This is a genomic window from Paraburkholderia sp. BCC1876 (assembly GCF_902833695.1).
Lineage (GTDB): Bacteria > Pseudomonadota > Gammaproteobacteria > Burkholderiales > Burkholderiaceae > Paraburkholderia.
Genome location: NZ_CADFGI010000015.1, coordinates 80,318 through 98,699, shown reverse-complemented (window position 1 = coordinate 98,699; position 18,382 = coordinate 80,318). Strand labels below are relative to the sequence as shown.

Genomic DNA, 18,382 nt, shown 5'->3' with positions numbered 1-18,382 from the left:
TCAGGCGGCGGGGCTAGCCGCGCCGAGTACTTTGCCCTTGGTTTCCGGCAGACAGAGCGCGGCGACGATCACCAGCAGATAACCGGAACCGGCCACGATGCCCATTGCCTTCACCAGCGTCATGGTTTGCGACAGTGTACCGACGAGTATCGGAAAGAACGAGCCGAGTCCGCGCCCCAGGTTGTAGCAGAAGCCTTGCCCCGATCCGCGTATCGCATTCGGATAAAGCTCCGACAGATACGCCCCCACGCCCGCGAAAATTCCCTGCACGACAATGCCGAGCGGAAAGCCGAGCGCGAGCATCATGCCGTCGGTGATCGGCAGCATGGTGTAGACCATGCCGAGCACGAACGAGCCGATCGCGAACAGCACGAACGACGCGCGCCGGCCGATCTTGTCGCAAAGAATCGCGCCGACGATATATCCGGTGAACGAACCGACGATCAGAACGATCAGATAACCACTGGTGTTGAACACCGAAAGATGGCGCACGGTTTTCAGATAGGTCGGCAGCCAGGTGGTGATCGCGTAATAGCCGCCGAGCATGCCGGTGCACAACACGCTGCCGAGCAAGGTGGTCTTGAGATGCAACGCCGAGAAGATCTGCAGGAAGTGCGACGTATCGAAGCCGTTGTCGCGAGCGCGGCGCGTTTCCAGATAGATCTCCGGGTCGCTCACATTGCGGCGAATGTAGATGATCCACGCCGCGGGCAGCAGGCCGATCCAGAAGCAGGCTCGCCACGCAACCTGCTCGGGCAGCAGCGCGAAGAATGCCCAGTAGATGATCGCCGCGGCCGCCCAGCCGAACGACCAACTGCTTTGCACGGTGCCGACGGCTTTGGCGCGATGCTGTGGCGAGCGGATGGTCTCGGCCATCATGATCGTCACGACCGACCACTCACCGCCGAAGCCGATGCCTTGCAGCGTACGCGTGGTGAGCAGTTGCCAGAATGAATGCGTGAAGCCGGACAGGAAGGTGAACAGCGCGAAGGTGGCAATGGTCCACTGGAGCACGCGGATGCGGCCGTAGCGGTCGGCGAGAATGCCGGCCAGCCATCCGCCTATCGCCGACGAGATCAACGAACTGGTCGCGATCATGCCGGCTTCGCTTTTCGTCATGCCCCATGTCGCGATCAAGGTCGGAATGAGGAACGAGTAGATCATGAAGTCGAAGGCATCGACTGCGTAGCCGCCGAACCCGGCGTAAAGCGTGCGGCGCTCGCGCTGGGTCAATTCGGTGAACCATTGGAGAGAAGGCATGTTTTGTTATGGTCTCCGGGTCTTTTGGCCTGCCGGCGGCTGGAAAAAGGGGTGTTCGTATTCTACGGGGACGAGGCGTCCCGGGGCCAGTTGTGGTCAAAAATGGCGTTTCAGCGTAATAATCGATAAGAGACGCAAGATCGGGGAAATCGCTTCGGATCGAGACTCGCGGCGCATGCGCGGCGCTCGGCCCGCCGCAAGCACGCCGGAACCAACCTCTCGTTTCCTTACCAACTACTACTCTGTAACGCAAAAGTTATTGTCGGCCGGTAAACTGCGCCGGCAGTGCCTATGCTGCGAACAACCCTCTCACGTCCGCGCCAGCCACGCCTAATGCCCGCCACCGCAAAAATCTGCTCGCCACTGCGCCGCTTCGCGAGTACGACTTTGTCGCGAGCGAATGGGACTGGCCCGAGAACGGTGTCCGATGCGGATTGCGCGTCGCGCCGTACCTTTCTCAAGGGCTCGGCTAGCGTGCTGCTGATGTCCGGCTTGAGCGCTTCGCTGCTGTCCGCCTGCGGCGGCGGCAATCTCGACGCCGATCAGCCGCCCACGCCGCGCCTTGCATCGGTCGACAATTTCCGCGACCTTGCGGGCGCTGCCGCCGGCTATCCGACTGTCGACGGCAAACAGATGCGCCGTGGCGCGTTCTATCGCGCGAATGTGCTGACGCTCAGCAGCGCCGACGCCGCCACGATCGACAAACTCGGCATCGCCACGGTCTACGACCTGCGTACGCCGGGCGAGATCGCGCGCACCGCCGACATCCTGCCGGGCGGCGCGATCGTGCAGACGTTCAATGTGCTCGGCACCGGCGACTTCGTCGCTCCCGCTTTCGATTCCGCCGGCGCCGCTACCGCGTTCATGGAAGCGCAGGCGCGTGCTTACGTCACCGGTCCGGCCCAGCGTGCCAGTTTCGGCGCACTGCTGACGCATCTGGCCGACGGCGCCGGCGCGCAGTTATTTCATTCGAGCGCGGGTAAGGATCGCACCGGCTGGGTCGCAGCGCTGCTGCAGAGCATCGCCAATGTGCCGCTCGACGTCATCACGCAGGACTACCTGCTGAGCAACGTGTTTCTGGCGCCGTCGATCCAGACGCAGATCGAGACGCTGCGAGCACAGGACGGCGACGCGATTGCCACCGTCGAAACGCCGTTTCTGAATGTTCAGGAGAGTTATCTGCAGGCGGGCTTCGATCAGGTGCAGGCGAACTACGGCACGATGACGAACTACCTGACGCAAGGCTTGGGACTCGCTCAGTCGACGATCGATATGCTGCACAGCCGGCTCGTAACTTGAACGTTGAGCAGTGAACTGCGAGGCGTGACACGCGCTAAGCGACACGCAAAAAAAAGTCCGCCCCGATAAGCGGGCGGACGGAGAAAGGGCGGCATCGAGGTTGCCGGGGCTGACTATAAGGCCGCTACCCATGCAGCAGACCCTCCAGTAAGGGCGCGTAAGCGCACACGCCAGCTTCCCATCTCCGTCACGTTAAAGCCGCCATCACCGGCAACTCGATCCGCACTTCCAACCCGCCTTGTGCGTGATTGCGCACGTGACAGCGTCCGCCGCGATCGTGCGCGAGCCGCGCCACGATCGCGAGACCGAGGCCGCAGTGACCTTCGCCGCCCCGCGCGGCGTCGAGCCGCACGAAGGGTTTCATCGCGGCGGCAATGCGGTCGTCCGGAATGCCGGGACCATGGTCGCGCACGCTGATGACCCAATGTCCATCGCTGCGCGCGGTGGCGATATCCACCGGCGGCGAGCCGTGTTCGAGCGCGTTATCCACGAGGTTCGTGACCAGTCGGTCGAGCAGTGTGCGCGGCAATTTGAATGCCGGACCCGCGCGCAGATCGAGCGTGAATAACGGCGTTTCGCTGCTGTCGCCGGCGAAAAACTGTTCCCGTAAAAAATCTTCGACTTCGACCGGCGGCCCGGCGTCGGCGGACTGGCCGGCAAATTCGAGGAACTGCTGGACGATGTTGGTCAGCGAGTCCACGTCGCGAATCAGGCCGGCGCGCTCGCTTTCCGCGACCAGCACGCTGGCGCGCAATTTGAGGCGGGTGAGCGGCGCTTTCAGGTCATGCGCGACGCCGGCCAGCATCACGGCCTGGTCGTCGCCGGCTTCGTTCAGACGCCGCATCATGTCGTTAAACGAACCGATCAGATCGCGCAGTTCGCGCGGGCCTTGCACGGTGACGGGCTCAGGCCGGCCACCCGAGCCGAATTCGCGAGCGGCGCCGGCCACCCGCGACAACGGCCGCTGCATCTGCCACACCGCAAGCAGCGACAGGATCAACGCGCCGGCCAGCATCGAAACGGCTTCGATCAGAAAGCGCGGGCGCGGCGGCACGTCGACCGGCACGACCACCCAGTTCGATTTTCCGGGGAACAGCACCCACAGTTGCGGCGGGCGTAAATCGTCGACGGCGATGCGGGTGCCGGGCGGCAGGTTGTCGCGCAGTTGCCGGCTCAAATCGGTCAGCGGATGCCGCGTCGGCTCGCCCAGATGCACGCTCGCCGGCATGTTCCAGGTCGGCACGAGATGCACGCGCATGGCGGGCGCGAGCGCGGCGCCCTTCATCGGCTCGCCGTTGACGGCCTGCAGCACCAGCAGAATGCCGCGCGCGAAGCCGTCGATTTCATGGCGCGGCGGTTGCATGACGATCAGCACGAACCAGCCGGCCTGAATCGCGAACAACACCGCCGTCGAGAGCAACGCCATCCTGCCGAACAGCGTGTTCAGCGGGTTTCTCATGCGGTGGTGGCGGCCTCGTCGGCAAAGGGCGTGCCGTCGGCGTCGGGTACGAATACATAGCCTTTGCCGCGCACCGTTTGCACGTAGCAGGGATTGGACGGATCTTCTTCGATCACGCGGCGCAGACGCCAGATCGGCACGTCGAGACTGCGGTCGCGGAAGGCCAGATTGTCGCGATGCACGAGGTCGTGAATCAGCACGCGCGACAGCACCTTGTACGGATTGTTGACGAAGATCTTCAGCAGCGCGAACTCACTGTCGCGCAGCGCGAGCTTGGTGTCGTCGCGCGACAGCGAACGGGTCGCGAAGTCGAGTTCGAACGGCCCGAACCGGTACGGCTTGCGGGATTCCGGTGCGCTGGTGGTGGACGGCCCGCGACGGCGCAGGACGGTATGGATGCGCGCGAGCAGTTCGCGTGGATCGAACGGCTTGGTCAGGTAGTCGTCCGCGCCGAGCGATAGCCCGACGATGCGGTCGGCCACCGTGCCCCGCGCGGTCACGAAGATCACCGGAATGTCGTCGCCGGCGGCGCGCAACGCGGTGAGCGCACGCAGGCCGTCGGTGTTCGGCATCATGATGTCGAGCACCACGACGGAGGGCCGCTCGCGTTCGAGCCGCCGCTGAAGATGCGTGCCGTCATGCAGCACCGACGCGTCGAAGCCGTTCGATTGCAGAAACTTGCAAAGCAGATCGCGTACGACCGGATCGTCGTCGACGATAAGGACCTGTGGATTCATGGCGAAATTCTAGACTGGCCCGCACAACGCGCGGCCGACTGTTTTCTTACCAATGCTTACGCTCGCCCGCACAACCTCTGTCGGCTGACGCGCAAGGCCCGCTGCCGAAGGTTCATAGCGTATTTCACGCACGCCATATTTGGCAATGCGCGGCATGCAGCTCAAGTCCATTCAATTCGATAAGCATCGCCAAAAATTCCTCCGAAGAAACAATTTGCGCGTAATTGAAACCGCTCGCAACGGCTCGGAAGAACCGCCGGAAAGCGCGCTTTTCTTCGTGCATCGCTCGCGTGTGCGCAGCGCGATGATTCGTCGTGCAGTACGTTGCGCCGCAAGCCGGAAACAGCCTAACGCCTTGGGCCCACGGCACGCGGCGTGAAATCGAAACCTAGCGCCACGCGAGGCTCATCATGACCGTTCATAACAACTTCAGCTCAACCCGCTTTTCTTCGATGGCGCCGACACCGCCAGCGCCGAAACCTGCTGCTCAAACCAACCCCGCCGCGGCGATGCCCACTCAGGAGGCCGCAGCCGAAGCATTGCCTTCGCTGCCCGCCGGACTCGTTGGGCATAACGTCAACACGACCGCCTGACGCACCGAGGCCCGTGTGTCGACCCCGAGAATCATTGACCGTTTCATTCGTGTCGTTGCGTGGTTGACGCTCGGCGCGGCGCTGCTGCCGTTCGGCGGCTGCGCCGTCGCTGCGCTGCCGTGCCGGCTGACCTCAGCCACGCTGAAAATCGTCCCGGTCGTTGGCCATGCCGCGGCCGCCCCGTTCGACATGTGTTCATCCGCGATCGACTGAATCATGACACTCAAACGGATTGCCTGTGCGTTGGCGCTGTTCGGTGGTTTGTTTTCGCTGGCCGCTTATGCGCAACCGGTCGCGCGTGACGCGAATCCGAACGCGTCCGCTTCGGCTCCTGCGCAGAAGGACGCAGCCGCCGATGCGCGCCGGCGCTCGGCCGCGCAGGACGCGCCGTTCGCATTTCGTGGCGTCGCGCTCGGCATGACGCTCGACGAATTTCGCGCGGGGTCGAGCGTGCGGGCGACGCCCGTGGGCAGCGTGCCGGTCTGCGAGACGGATGTGCAGGCGGGCGCGCTCGGCATGCGGTTGAAGTCGCATGAGAGCTTGACGGTGGCGTGCCGCTGGGCGCATCGCGGCAATGACGGTTGGGCGGTGTCGCAAGCCGTGGTGGACGGCGCGCCGGCGCTGGAGCATGTGCTGCGCTTCGCGCGCGTCGACGGACAAAGCGCGCTGCGTCTGTACGAGATTTCTTTTGTGGTCGACGAGATCACCGCCGAAGACTTGCGCGACGCGCTCGCCGACCGTTACGGGCCGCCGCGCTTCGCGACGCGGAACGTGTCGGCCTCGGGCGCGATGCCAACCTATGTCTGGGAAAACGCGGTGAGTTCGATCACCTTGTGCTTTCTGCCGGGCACGCGCAACGGCACGCTCACCTATCTGCTGAAGGGTTCGGATGCGTGGGTGAAGTCGGTCGTGCGGCAGTGGCAGGCGAGCGGCGCCGAGGCGGGTTGATGCGCGACGTCGGCCAGCGGCGCGTTCGCGCCATGACCCGCGGCCCACGCGAATTTTTCTTCGTGCGATCAGGTTGCACGGCGATCCTGGCGTCCCTTCCCAGCCAGCCAATCCATCAAGCCGAACCGTTCAAGGAGCCTGCATGACTACGCTACCTCTCACGCTCGCGCTGGGCGCGGCGTTCTGTCTCGCGGCCTGTTCGGGCGGCCAGCAGCCTTCCATCGTCGATACGCCGATGGCGCCGCCGCTCGCTTCCGCGTCGCTGAACGTGAATACGCAGGGCGCGATCTATCAGGCCGGCACGCCGCTGCTGCTGTACGAAACGCCGCGTGCGCAGCATATCGGCGATGTGCTGACGATTCGTCTGTCGGAGTCGTATAGCGGCAACAATAGTTCGACGGCGGCGGCGAGCCGGTCGAGCAACATTACCGCCACTGCCGCCGATCAGTCGACTAACGCCGCCGCGCGGCTCGCGAGATTGTTCAACATCGGCTCGGCGAGCACGGACTACAAAGGGCAGGGCAGTCTCACCGACGTGAGCGGCATGACCGGTACGCTGGCCGTGACCGTGATCGGCACGATGTCGACCGGCAACCTGGTCGTGTCGGGCGAGAAGATGATTGCGATGAGCGGTAACCGCGACCGCTTGCGCCTGTCGGGGATCGTCAATCCCAAGGACATCGAGGCGGGCAATTATGTCGCGTCGAGCAAGGTCGCCAACGCGCGGATCGAACAGGCGGGTGCGGGGATGGTGTCCGACGCCACAACCATGGGCTGGTTACAGCGCATGTTTTTGAGCGTGCTGACGTTTTGAGAGTTCGAGGGGTTGAGGGTGTGAGGCGTGATGACATCTGCGCCATCTCTCCTCGCTACGCCAACGGCGCCGCGCTCCGCTCAGCCGCACCGATTTCCCCATCCGGCACGAACACGTATCCGCGTCCCCACACCGTCTGCACATAGCGCGGCTCCGACGGATCGACTTCGATCAGCCGCCGCAGTCGCCAGATCGACACATCGAGACTGCGATTGCGATGCGCCTCGCTATTGCCGTGCAGTTTCTCCAGCAACTGCGCGCGCGTCAGCACCGTCATCGAATGTGTGACGAACACTTTGAGCATCGCGAATTCGCTCGAACGTAGCGTGATGCGCTCACCGTCGCGACGCAATTCACGCGCCGGGAAATTCACTTCGAAACGGCCGAACTTGTACGGCGCGCGCTGTTCCGGCGCGCTCGGCGCAATCGTGCCGCGTCGGCGCAGCACCGTGCGAATGCGCGCGACCAGTTCGCTCGGCTCGAAGGGTTTGCCGAGATAGTCGTCGGCGCCGAGTTCGAGGCCGATCACGCGGTCGATCGGATCGGCGCGCGCGGTCAGGAGAATCACGGGAATATCGTCGCCGGCCACGCGCAACGCGCGCAGCGCACTGATGCCGTCGAGCTCCGGCATCATGATGTCGAGCACGATCAGCGCGGGACGCTCGTCCTGCAATTTGCGCTGCAGCGCCAGACCGTGTTCGAGCGTGGCGACCTTGAAGCCGCGCCCCTGCAGATAATCGCTGACGAGCTCACGTACGACGGGGTCGTCGTCGACGACCAGAATGGATTGGTTCATTCAGGCCATCTTAGTGATCGACACGGAGGGCGCCAAGCGCGTAACGCTTTCGAATCCTTTCCCGTGTAAGAGGCAGCAAGCAGCGTGCTGCGGCTAGTTCGCCTGCGAGGTCTGAATGGTCTGCATCGATTGGCGCGCGAAGTCGCTCTGATCGACCACCATCCGATCGATCAGACCATTGAGTTTGGTCGACGCCGACGAAAAGCGGTCGGTGTTGAGCCCGCCAGTCTGATAGCGCGCGGTGACGAGAATGCGGCCGTTCTGGATGAGCGTCAGATCGATGATCGACAGATACTGGATCGATTCGTCGCTGAACGAGCGGCGGCCGTAGTCGATCGCGGCGTTGTAGACGAGCCGCGCCTCGCAACCGGCGGGCGAGGTGCCCGGATTGTAGACGTCCGAACGAATGCCGCGCCGGTCGAGCGCGAGTTGCAGCGCCGGCACGAAATCGCCCACCGACACCGTCTGATTCACTTCGATGCAAACGTTGCGCACATCGGCCGGCCGGCCGTTGACGAAGGTCGGCGACGAGTAGTTTGCTGCGATCGCATAGCCGGCCTGAATCACCGAGCCGGTGGCATCGGCGGCCTGGATCAGCGTCCACGCGCAGCCGTTCAGGCCGACCGCCAGCATCGCGCCGACGGCCAGCCGCGCGCACGGCCGCCGCGTGACGAGCCACGCGGTGCGCGTGGCGCATGAAGCTCGCGTGAAGGTGGCGGCGCGCATGCTCGGCATGAAGGTCATGAGACGGTGCCTTGTGGCGGTCAAAGGAGGCGGCCGTGCAGCGCGCAGCGCGGTGAATCGCGACGGCCGGCGGTGCGCGCGTTCGGGCTCACGTGCAGGTGCAGTTGCAGGTTCACGCTCAGCGCGTGACGCGCAGACGCAATTCGTTCTGCCCTTGCACGCTTGCCGTGATGCTGACGCGTCGCGCGGCGGCGGTCGTCACGATGAAATGCTGACGTGTCGGCGTGTTGAGGTCATGCACGACGTTCGGGAAGCAGGCCGCGACATCGGCGCCGAATTCTTCGAGCGGATCGGTGATCACGCCGTCGGCTTGCCAGTGCGCGCGCCAGTGGCAGTCGTACGCGTGCTGGCTGGCGCGGCAGTCGTCCGCGTCCGACAAGCCAGGCAGCCGCGCGGCCGGTTGCGCCTGCAACTGTTTGAAGTCGCGGGTGTCGACGATGTGTTTGAGCGCGGGGCACACATCCGCGGGTTCGTCGGTCGGGGTGGTTTGCGCGGCGTGCGCGGCACTCGTCAGCAGCAGCGCTGCGCCAACAGCCAGCGCGAGGCGGCGGGTCAAAGGATGGGAGCGGCGATCGAATGACATGAGCGAAGAGTCCGGTAGCGTTGAATGACGTGGCGTGCCGCACGAGGTTTGGCACGCGTAGCTATCGTCGCTGGAGGAGCACGTGTTCAAAGCGCGGAACAGCTTGCCGGCTTCGCAAATGCTTTCGAACTCTTTGCGGGTCTTTCTGGATGTTGCGGCGGTGGGCGTTTTCAGCCCAACGTGAGGCCGCCGTCGACGTGAATCACCTGGCCGGTGATATGCCGTGCTTCGTCGGAAAGCAGGAACGCGATCAGCGCGGCGATATCCGCCGGCTCGGCGACGTGGCCCAGCGGCGTCGCCTGTGCCGCGTGTTGCCACACCGATACGTTATTGGCACTCGGGCCGCGATCTTTACGGGTATAACCCGGCGCCACGCAATTCACGGTCACGCCATGCGGCGCAAGTTCGGCCGCCGCCGTTTTCGCTAGCGACTCGAGCGCCGCTTTCGCTGCCGCCGTCGCGGCGAACGGCGCATCCGCGCGATAGCGGTGCGCGACGAACGAACTGAGCGCGACCACGCGGCCGCGCCTGGACGTTTCCAGCGCGGGCGAAGCGCGTTTGACGAGCGCCGCGAACGCCGCCGGCATGGCGGCCCAGGCGGCGCTGAACGTATCGGGATCGAGCGCGTGCAGCGTTTGCCGCTGAGCGTGGCCCGCATTGGCGACCAGTTGATCGAGTGCGCCGAAGCTGGCCAGCGTTTGATGGATCAGATGTTCCGCCGCGCCACGCTCGGCAAGGTCGGCGCACAGCGTTGCGCATTGCGCGCCGCTCGACTGGCAATCGGCGGCCACTTGCGCGAGGCGTTCGCGCGACGCCTCGTCGGCGCCGCGAGCGTGCAGCATCAGCGCCGTGCGCGGCGCGGCAATGCGCCGGGCCAACGCCGCGCCGATGCCGGAGCCCGCGCCGGTGATCAGCACCACGCGATCGAAGCCGGCGGGACTCGGCACGGTCATGCCGCGACCGCTTCGCCCGAACGTTCGACGTCGAGCGTTTCTTCATGGAACGCCGCCAGCGACTCGCGATGCGCGACGCTGACAATCGCCGCCTTCGGCAGGCGCTCGGTGAACAGACGGTAGAGCCGCGCTTCGTTCTCGGCGTCGAGCGCGCTGGTCGCTTCGTCGAGGAACAGATAGTCCGGCTTGTGCAGCAGCACGCGCGCGCCGGCGAGGCGCTGCTGTTCGCCCGGCGACAGAATGCGGGTCCAATGCCCCGATTCCGCCAGCCGGTCGGCGTACTCGGACAAGTGGCAGGTGATGAGCGCTTCGCGGCATTCGTCGTCGGTATAGGTGTCGGCCGAGGACGGGTAGGTGAGCGCCGCCTTCAGCGTGCCGATCGGCATGTAGCTGACCTGCGGGATGAACATCATGCGGGCGTTGACCGGCGCGTCGATCGAGCCGTCGCCGAACGGCCACAGGCCGGCCAGCGCGCGCATCAGCGTGCTCTTGCCCGAACCGGACGGACCGCGCACCAGCCAGCGCGAGCCCGGCCGGATCGCGATATCGCGAATACGCGACAGCGGATTGCCGTTCGGCAGCGCGAGCTTGAGGCCTTCGGTGGAGAGCTTGTCGGCGTCGACGTAATGCAGGTTGATGCCGCCGTGCTCGGTGGCCGGCGAGACCGATTCCTTAAAGTGCGGCGAGTGCAGAATGCGCTTGAATTCACGCAACCGGTTCACGGTGGCGCGCCATTCGACGAGGCTGCCGTAACTGTTGATGAACCACGAGAACGAATCGCTGACGGTGCCGAACGCGCTGGAGATCTGCATCAGCACGCCGAACGTGAAGGCGCCGGCGAAGTAGCGCGGCGCGGCGACCACCAGCGGAAAGATGATCGCGATCTGTCCGTAGAAGCTGAGCACGAAGGTGAGCCGCTTGGTGTACTTCATCACCTGCCACCAGTTGTCGCGGATGCGCCCAAACAGCGAGTGCGTGCTCGTCTTCTCCGTTTCCATGCCGTTGTAGAAGGCGATCTGTTCGGCGTTTTCACGCAGACGGATCAGGCCGAAACGGAAGTCCGCCTCGACTTTCTGCGCCTGGTAGTTGATCGGCACGAGCGGATGGCCGACCTTCTGGATGATCAGCGAGCCGATCACCGCGTAGAGCGCCGCGGCCCAGACCATGTAGCCGGGAATCTGCACCGGCATGCCGCCGAGCGAGACGGTCAGGGCACCGCCGATCGTCCACAGGATCGTGATGAACGACACCAGCGTGACGACCGTGGAGAGCAGGTCGAGTGTCAGTGACAGCGTGCTGGTGGCGAACGATTGCAGGTCGTCGCTGATCCGCTGGTCGGGGTTGTCGGCGAGGCGGTCGCGTTCGATCCGATAGAAGGCGCTGTCGTGCATCCACTCGTTCAGATAACGCGTGGTCAGCCACTGGCGCCAGCGGAAGCCGAGCATCTGGCGCAGATACCGCCCGTACACCGCGAGGATGATGAAGGCGAACGCGAGTACCGAGAACACCATCAGCAGGTGCGGGAAATCGTGGACGTTCTTGGTCTGCAGCGCGTTGTAGAAGTCGGCGCTCCAGCGGTTCAGGCGCACGTTGATCCATACGACCAGCAGGTTCATCACGATGATCGCGATGAGCAGGCCCCAGGCCGTTTTTCGTTCTTCGGAGACCCAGTAGGGTTTGATCAGGCTCCAGGCGGAGATCTTTTCGTCCGGCGGCAGCGCGGGGCTGGCTGAGGTATTCGGTGTCATGAGCATCCTGAAGAAGTGCTGGCCTGCATGCCCGGGCGTCGTGCTCGACGAACGCTCGTCCGGGCGAGCGTCCGATTCTGGCGCGTGGCCCTTAAGCGAAAATTAATTTGCGCCGCAAGGCTTCGCTGCCATGCTGTGACGGCGCGGGCGGCGGTTTATGGAATGCGTGCCGAGCGCGCCGTGCCGTCGTGACATGGGCTCGTTGCATTGTGCCAGAGCGCCGTGTCGGGCCGCATCGACAACATAAAAGAAGGTGCCGGATCAAACTCCGCGCGAACACGCCGGGCGCTGGTTTGCGGGCGTCGCGGCTTTTATGGTCTAATGGCCTTCGACGAAACAGGGGTGCTTTGCCCACAGGCGCGCATGATTTTCATGCCGTAGCGGCAAGGCTGAGAGAGACCCTTTGCACCCGATCCGGGTAATACCGGCGCGGGAAGTTTCCGGAAGCAGCCAGTCTTCCATTCCCCGCCGGGGTGGCGTACGTCATCAGAACGTGCGTCGTGCCCGGCCGGCCTTACCCGCCGGTTTCGTCCTGGGTACGTGCGTTTTTCTGCCGTACGGAAAGGACTCGATGACCGCCTATTCTTCAGTTATGTGTTTTGCTCTTCGTCACGCCGCTGTCGGCGCGCTGTGCTTTAGCCTGTCTAGCCTGATTGAACATCGTGAAACGGAGCGTGCGCAATGAGCCGTTCCGCGCAACCCGATTTCGCCGTCCTCGGTGGCGGCCTGTGCGGCCGGCTGGTCGCGTGGCGTCTGGCGGGCCAGGGGCTTCGCGTGGCGCTGTACGAGCGTGGCGATGCCGCCGGTTCGCAAGCGGCCGCGTGGGTCGCCGCCGCGATGCTGGCGCCGCTCGCCGAAGCCGCCAGCGCTGAATTGCTGATCACCCGTCTCGGCGCGAGTTCGCTCGATACGTGGCCGCAAGTGCTGGCCGAGTTGCCCGAGCCGGTGTTCTTCCAGCGCAATGGCACGCTGGTGGTCTGGCATCATGCCGATCGCACCGAAGCGCCGCTGTTCGAGCGCAGGGTGCGCTCGAATGCACCGGCTGACTTGCTGGACGGCGGCTTCGTCACGCTGGCCGGCGCGCAGCTCGGCGCCGCCGAGCCCGCGTTGGCCGGACGCTTCAACCAGGGCTGGTTGTTGCCGCGCGAAGGTCAACTGGATAACCGCCAGGTGCTGGCCGCGCTGGCCGCGGGCCTCGCACAACGCGGTGTCGAGACGCACTGGAATACGCCGGTCGACGATCATTCGCTGCCGTCCGCGCGCATCACGATCGACTGCCGCGGGCTCGGCGCGAAGCCGGTGCTGCCCACGTTGCGCGGCATTCGCGGCGAAGTCGCGCGAGTGCACGCGCCCGGTATCAAACTGACGCGTCCGGTGCGCTTGCTGCATCCGCGTTACCCGCTGTATATCGCGCCGAAGCAGGACGATCTCTACGTGATCGGCGCTACCGAAGTCGAAGGTGAGGACATGTCGCCGGTCAGCGTGCGCTCGGCGCTCGAACTGCTGAGCGCGGCGTTTTCCGTTCACCCAGGCTTTGGCGAGGCTCGTATCCTCGAACTGAATTCGCAGTGCCGCCCGACGTTGCCGGACCACCGTCCGGCTTTGCTGTGGGATGGCGCGCAGACACTGCGCGTGAACGGCCTGTACCGGCACGGCTACATGATCGTGCCCGAAGTCGCCGACGAAGCCGTGCGCTTCGCCGCGGCGCTGCTCGACGGCCGGATCGGCGACGCCGATGCGTTCGCCGACTGGCAACGCGACGCGCGCTGGAGCGAACTGTTCCAGCTGGATTCCACGCGGGAGCCGGCATGAGCGTTGCGCGTTTTGTCGTGTCTGGCCTGACGGGCCTGACACGATTTAACGCTACACGCTCTGTTGTTCCCGCCATCGATTGAACCGTATTCGAACACCATGAACATTCATATCAATCAGAAGCCGTTGTCGTTGCCCGAGGGCGCGACGGTCGCCGATGCGCTCGCCGCGTTCGGCGCGCGGCCGCCATTCGCGGTCGCGCTGAACGGCGATTTCGTGGCGCGCACCCAGCATGCGGCGCGCGCGCTGCAGCCGGGCGACAAGCTCGACGTCGTGCAACCCGTGGCCGGCGGTTAGGGCCGCCGCTTACACCGCGAAGCTACCTACCGCTACGCCTCGCCACGACCTGCCGGAGACAAGGACAATGCCCATCACTTCCCCCCAAACCGCCGACGCGCTCACGCTCTACGGCGAGACCTTCGCAAGCCGCGTACTGCTCGGCACCTCACGCTATCCATCGCTGCAATCGCTGTCCGATTCGATCGACGCCGCGCGCCCCGGCATGGTGACCGTCGCGCTGCGCCGGCAGATGAACGAAGGCGGCGCCGAAGCCGGCTTCTTCGATCTGCTCAAGCGCCACGGCGTGCCGCTGTTGCCGAACACGGCCGGTTGCCTGACCGTCGGCGAGGCGGTCACGACCGCGCACATGGCGCGCGAAATTTTCGAAACCGACTGGATCAAGCTCGAACTGATCGGCGACGACTACACGCTGCAGCCCGACCCGGTCGGGCTGATCGAAGCGGCCGCGCAACTCGTCAAAGACGGCTTCAAGGTGCTGCCGTACTGCACCGAAGATCTGGTGATCGGCCGCCGTCTGCTGGACGCCGGCTGTGAAGCGCTGATGCCGTGGGGCGCGCCGATCGGCACCGGCAAGGGCGTGATCAATCCGTACGGCTTGCGGGTGTTGCGCGAGAGGCTGCCGGACGTGCCGCTGATCGTCGACGCGGGCCTCGGCGTGCCGTCGCACGCGGCGCAAGTGATGGAATGGGGTTTCGACGGCGTATTACTGAACACGGCCGTTTCGCAAGCCACGCATCCCGACGCGATGGCGCGGGCCTTCGCGCTGGGCGTCGAGGCAGGGCGCCAGGCTTTTCTGGCGGGGCCGATGGCCGAGCGCGAAAGCGCGCACGCCAGCACGCCGGTGGTCGGCATGCCGTTCTGGCATCAGGACGGGGGCGGCGCATGACGCAGACTTTGGCTTTGTCGGGCCGCGACCTGTTCTGGCCGCCCGCCGATGAACTCACGGAAGCCGCCGAGCGGATTCGCGGCCGCCTCGGCGACTGGCCGCCGACCCACGCGCCGTGGCGCATCTGTCTGACCGCGCCGGACAAGCCGAACGGCGGCGACCTGATCGTGATCGCCGACGCGCAGCAGCACGGCGAGCAGGTGGCGCGCTGGCAGGTGCGGGGCGCCGGTGTGATCGAGGCCGCACAGAACCGGGCCGTGCTGCATCTGGGCGGCGAAACCTACCGTCTGGAAGGCCATCTGTCGGAAGACTGGATCGCCGCGCTGGCCGCGTTTCTGGATTGCGGTTTCGATCCGCACGACGCGCTGGTGCTGGCGCTCGCCTGGCGTGACGGCGACGAAACCCGCGCCGACGACGCCTTTCCGTCCGATCTCGGCCATTTCCCGCGCATCGCCGGTTTGCCGGACGCGCCGGAGCCGGCCTTCCCGCCGTGCCCTGCGCGGCTCGGTCTGTATCCGGTGCTGCCGAGCGGGGAATGGGTCGAGCGGATCGCCGGCTTCGGCGTGAAGACGATCCAGTTGCGCCACAAGTCGGCCGAACCCGCCGACGAACTGAAGCACGAGATCGCGCTGAGCGTGGCGGCCGGTCGTCGGCACGACGCCCAGGTGTTCATCAACGATCACTGGCAAGCCGCGCTCGACGCGGGCGCCTACGGCGTCCACCTCGGCCAGGAAGACGTGCACACCGCCGATCTGGCGGCGCTCGCCGCCGGCGGCATTCGCCTCGGCCTGTCCACGCACGGTTTCTACGAGATTCTGAGGGCGCTGCATTTTCGCCCCAGCTACATCGCGGTAGGCGCGGTGTTCGCGACCACCACCAAGGCCATACCGACTGCGCCGCAGGGACTCAACCGTCTGGCGCGTTATGTGCGCCTGCTCGACGGCGTCGTGCCGCTGGTGGCGATCGGCGGTATCGACCTGCAGGTGCTGCCGGACGTACTGGCTACCGGTGTGGGCGGCGCGGCCGTGGTGCGCGCGGTGACGGAAGCGGCGGATCTCGCCGCCGCCGTTTCTGCACTGCAACACGCGTTTACGCAATAATCGTCACGCTTCGTAAAGGGACAGGGCACCTCACGGCAACTTTTGCATGATGGCCCTATAATTCGGCCTTCCGTGTAAAAGGACTGTCAGTTTCGTGTCTTCCTCCCCCGAGACCTTACTCGAGCTGCGCGACGTCGACTTCGGTTATGGCGACCGGCTCGTTCTGTCGAACCTGAACCTGCGCTTCAAGCGCGGCCAGGTGGTGGCCGTCATGGGCGGCTCGGGTTGCGGCAAGACCACGGTGCTGCGTCTGATCGGCGGTCTGGTGCGCGCGCAACGCGGCCAGATCCTGTTCCAGGACCAGGACGTCGGCCAGCAAACGCGCGACGGTCTGTACGCGCTGCGCCGCAAGATGGGCATGCTGTTCCAGTTCGGCGCGCTGTTCACCGACATGTCCGTGTTCGAAAACGTGGCCTTCGCGCTGCGCGAGCACACCGATCTCCCCGAAGACCTGCTGCGCGACCTCGTGTTGATGAAACTCAACGCGGTCGGCTTGCGCGGTGCGCGCGACCTGCTGCCGTCGGAGATTTCGGGTGGCATGGCGCGGCGGGTGGCGCTGGCGCGTGCCATTGCGCTCGACCCCGAACTGATGATGTACGACGAGCCGTTCGCCGGCCTCGATCCGATTTCGCTCGGCATTACCGCGAACCTGATTCGCGCGCTGAACCAGGCGCTGGGCGCGACTTCGATCCTCGTCACGCACGACGTGCCGGAGTCGTTCGCGATTGCCGACTACGTGTATTTCCTCGCCAACGGCGGCGTGCACGCCGAAGGCACGCCCGAAGAGTTGCGCGCGTCCACCGATCCGACGGTGCGCCAGTTCATCGACGGCGCGCCGGACGGCCCGTTCAAATTCCATTACCCCAGCAAGACGCCGCTCGCGGCGGACTTCGGCATCGGCGGAGGTCAGTCATGATCAGTGCGATCGGCCGCTCGGTGATCGGCGGGCTCGGCACGGCCGGCTACGCCACGCGTTTCTTTATCCGGCTGGTGCTCGAATTCTTCCCGTTGTTGCGTCGTCCGCGTCTTGTCACGAAGCAGATCCACTTCGTAGGTAATTATTCGCTGGTGATCATCGCGGTGTCGGGGCTGTTCGTCGGCTTCGTGCTCGGCTTGCAGGGTTATTACACGCTCAACCGCTACGGCTCCGAACAGGCGCTTGGGCTGCTGGTCGCGCTATCGCTGGTGCGCGAACTCGGGCCGGTGGTCACGGCGCTGCTGTTCGCCGGCCGCGCGGGCACGTCGCTGACGGCCGAGATCGGCCTGATGAAGGCGGGCGAGCAACTCACGGCCATGGAAATGATGGCCGTCGACCCGGTCAAGGTCGTGGTGGCGCCGCGCCTATGGGCCGGCATCATCGCCATGCCGGTGCTCGCGGCGATCTTCAGCGCGGTGGGTATTCTGGGCGGTTATGTGGTGGGTGTGTTGCTGATCGGCGTCGATTCCGGCGCGTTCTGGTCGCAAATGCAAGGCGGCGTCGATGTCTGGCGCGACGTCGGCGCCGGGGTTATCAAGAGCGTGGTGTTCGGCCTCGCGGTGACCTTCGTCGCGCTGTTTCAGGGCTACGAAGCCAAGCCGACGCCGGAAGGCGTATCGCGCGCCACGACCAAGACGGTCGTGTATGCGTCGCTGGCGGTGCTCGGCCTCGACTTTCTGCTGACCGCACTGATGTTCAGCTAAGACTGCGTTCGGGCGTTTCCAGCCGGCGCTGCGTCATGAGGCGCGCGCGGCGGGTAGCGTTGACGGCGCTGCGGATTCACTTTGGGATGACGATGAAAAAGACTGCTCTCGACTTCTGGGTCGGCCTGTTCGTGGTGTTGGGTTTCGTGGCGTTGCTGTTTCTCGCGCTGAAGGCCGGCAACATGAGCTCGTTGTCGTTTCAGGCAACGTACCCGGTCAAGCTCAAGTTCGACAATATTGGCGGACTGAAAGCGCGCGCGCCTGTGAAGAGCGCGGGCGTGACGGTCGGCCGGGTCGCGTCGATCGGCTTCGACAGCAATGCCTACCAGGCTGTCGTCACGATCGATATCGACAAGCAATACCCGTTTCCGAAAGATACGTCGGCGAAGATCCTGACCTCGGGCCTGCTCGGCGAGCAGTACATCGGGCTCGAACCGGGCGGCGACAGCGAAATGCTTAAAGCGGGCGACACGATCTCGATGACGCAATCGGCCATCGTGCTCGAAAACCTCATCGGACAGTTTCTGTATAGCAAGGCCGCGGATTCGGGCGCGTCGAAGCCTGGCGCGTCGCCGGCCGCACCGGCGCCCGCGCCGGCCGCACCGGCGCCCGCGCCGGCGGCTCCGGCAGCGAGCTTGCCTGCGTCCGGCGCCGCCGGCCAATAAGGAGA

General features: G+C 65.2%; 20 protein-coding genes and 1 riboswitch. Of the genes, 12 read left to right on the top strand and 8 right to left on the bottom strand.

Translation table 11 applies throughout. The features are described from left to right. Positions 1–1,260, bottom strand: a complete 1,260-nt coding sequence (locus HWY05_RS34740; protein WP_176061172.1) for an MFS transporter — start codon at positions 1,258–1,260, stop codon at positions 1–3. A gap of 333 nt (positions 1,261–1,593) precedes the next feature. On the opposite strand from HWY05_RS34740, the gene HWY05_RS34735 reads away from it, so the two are divergent. Continuing rightward, positions 1,594–2,559 carry a tyrosine-protein phosphatase gene (locus HWY05_RS34735; protein ID WP_176061171.1) on the top strand — a complete coding sequence of 322 codons (966 nt, stop codon included), beginning with the start codon at positions 1,594–1,596 and terminating at the stop codon, positions 2,557–2,559. Between the two features lie 187 nt (positions 2,560–2,746). On the opposite strand, the gene HWY05_RS34730 is transcribed toward HWY05_RS34735, so the two are convergent. Beyond that, on the bottom strand, positions 2,747–4,018 hold the full coding sequence (locus HWY05_RS34730; RefSeq protein WP_035554817.1) for an ATP-binding protein: 1,272 nt from the start codon (positions 4,016–4,018) through the stop codon (positions 2,747–2,749). Next, positions 4,015–4,755, bottom strand: coding sequence for a response regulator (locus HWY05_RS34725; RefSeq protein ID WP_176061170.1), 741 nt, complete (start codon positions 4,753–4,755; stop codon positions 4,015–4,017). Before HWY05_RS34725 ends, HWY05_RS34730 begins: the two co-directional genes overlap by 4 nt. Positions 4,756–5,165: 410 nt before the next feature. Between HWY05_RS34725 and HWY05_RS34720 the strand changes: the two genes are divergently transcribed. The 4 genes from HWY05_RS34720 (at position 5,166) to HWY05_RS34705 (ending at position 7,110) form a co-directional block, all read left to right on the top strand. Beyond that, positions 5,166–5,348 carry a hypothetical protein gene (locus tag HWY05_RS34720; protein WP_081936026.1) on the top strand — a complete coding sequence of 61 codons (183 nt, stop codon included), beginning with the start codon at positions 5,166–5,168 and terminating at the stop codon, positions 5,346–5,348. 45 nt (positions 5,349–5,393) lie between these two features. Further along, a complete protein-coding gene (locus tag HWY05_RS34715) occupies positions 5,394–5,561 on the top strand; it encodes a DUF6726 family protein (protein ID WP_308701515.1) in 168 nt (55 codons plus the stop codon). Between the two features lie 3 nt (positions 5,562–5,564). Beyond that, positions 5,565–6,296, top strand: a complete 732-nt coding sequence (locus HWY05_RS34710; RefSeq protein WP_176061169.1) for a hypothetical protein — start codon at positions 5,565–5,567, stop codon at positions 6,294–6,296. A gap of 142 nt (positions 6,297–6,438) precedes the next feature. Continuing rightward, positions 6,439–7,110: a flagellar basal body L-ring protein FlgH gene (locus tag HWY05_RS34705; RefSeq protein ID WP_035554824.1), complete on the top strand. Its 672-nt coding sequence runs from the start codon at positions 6,439–6,441 to the stop codon at positions 7,108–7,110. A 55-nt stretch (positions 7,111–7,165) separates the two neighbouring features. Here the strand turns inward: HWY05_RS34705 and HWY05_RS34700 are convergent, their stop codons facing one another. From HWY05_RS34700 to HWY05_RS34680, 5 genes are all read right to left on the bottom strand, one after another. After that, positions 7,166–7,906, bottom strand: coding sequence for a response regulator (locus HWY05_RS34700; protein WP_035554826.1), 741 nt, complete (start codon positions 7,904–7,906; stop codon positions 7,166–7,168). Between the two features lie 93 nt (positions 7,907–7,999). After that, positions 8,000–8,650, bottom strand: a complete 651-nt coding sequence (locus tag HWY05_RS34695; RefSeq protein ID WP_035554828.1) for a hypothetical protein — start codon at positions 8,648–8,650, stop codon at positions 8,000–8,002. 118 nt (positions 8,651–8,768) lie between these two features. Continuing rightward, positions 8,769–9,233: a hypothetical protein gene (locus tag HWY05_RS34690; protein ID WP_176061168.1), complete on the bottom strand. Its 465-nt coding sequence runs from the start codon at positions 9,231–9,233 to the stop codon at positions 8,769–8,771. A gap of 170 nt (positions 9,234–9,403) precedes the next feature. Continuing rightward, on the bottom strand, positions 9,404–10,186 hold the full coding sequence (locus HWY05_RS34685) for an SDR family oxidoreductase (protein WP_176061167.1): 783 nt from the start codon (positions 10,184–10,186) through the stop codon (positions 9,404–9,406). Next, entirely contained in the window at positions 10,183–11,934 is a 1,752-nt protein-coding gene (locus HWY05_RS34680; protein ID WP_035554834.1) for an ABC transporter ATP-binding protein/permease, read from the bottom strand. Before HWY05_RS34680 ends, HWY05_RS34685 begins: the two co-directional genes overlap by 4 nt. 328 nt (positions 11,935–12,262) lie before the next feature. After that, a riboswitch (TPP riboswitch) is annotated at positions 12,263–12,387 on the top strand. Positions 12,388–12,615: 228 nt separating this feature from the next. Here HWY05_RS34680 and HWY05_RS34675 point away from each other — a divergent pair. The 7 genes from HWY05_RS34675 to mlaD all read left to right on the top strand — a co-directional run bounded on the left by HWY05_RS34675 (position 12,616) and on the right by mlaD (position 18,377). Next, complete coding sequence (locus tag HWY05_RS34675; protein ID WP_035554836.1) at positions 12,616–13,746, top strand: FAD-dependent oxidoreductase; 1,131 nt, start codon at positions 12,616–12,618, stop codon at positions 13,744–13,746. Positions 13,747–13,845: 99 nt separating this feature from the next. Next, positions 13,846–14,043: a sulfur carrier protein ThiS gene (thiS, locus tag HWY05_RS34670; RefSeq protein WP_176061166.1), complete on the top strand. Its 198-nt coding sequence runs from the start codon at positions 13,846–13,848 to the stop codon at positions 14,041–14,043. Between the two features lie 73 nt (positions 14,044–14,116). Next, positions 14,117–14,932, top strand: a complete 816-nt coding sequence (locus HWY05_RS34665; RefSeq protein WP_081936355.1) for a thiazole synthase — start codon at positions 14,117–14,119, stop codon at positions 14,930–14,932. Then, a complete protein-coding gene (gene thiE / locus HWY05_RS34660; RefSeq protein WP_176061165.1) occupies positions 14,929–16,032 on the top strand; it encodes a thiamine phosphate synthase in 1,104 nt (367 codons plus the stop codon). The genes HWY05_RS34665 and thiE overlap by 4 nt, the downstream gene beginning before the upstream one ends. Before the next feature lie 94 nt (positions 16,033–16,126). Then, positions 16,127–16,948, top strand: a complete 822-nt coding sequence (locus tag HWY05_RS34655; protein ID WP_035554842.1) for an ABC transporter ATP-binding protein — start codon at positions 16,127–16,129, stop codon at positions 16,946–16,948. Further along, positions 16,945–17,712 carry a lipid asymmetry maintenance ABC transporter permease subunit MlaE gene (mlaE, locus tag HWY05_RS34650; RefSeq protein ID WP_035554845.1) on the top strand — a complete coding sequence of 256 codons (768 nt, stop codon included), beginning with the start codon at positions 16,945–16,947 and terminating at the stop codon, positions 17,710–17,712. The genes HWY05_RS34655 and mlaE overlap by 4 nt, the downstream gene beginning before the upstream one ends. Before the next feature lie 92 nt (positions 17,713–17,804). After that, positions 17,805–18,377 carry an outer membrane lipid asymmetry maintenance protein MlaD gene (mlaD, locus tag HWY05_RS34645; RefSeq protein ID WP_176061164.1) on the top strand — a complete coding sequence of 191 codons (573 nt, stop codon included), beginning with the start codon at positions 17,805–17,807 and terminating at the stop codon, positions 18,375–18,377. Positions 18,378–18,382: the final 5 nt, after the last annotated feature.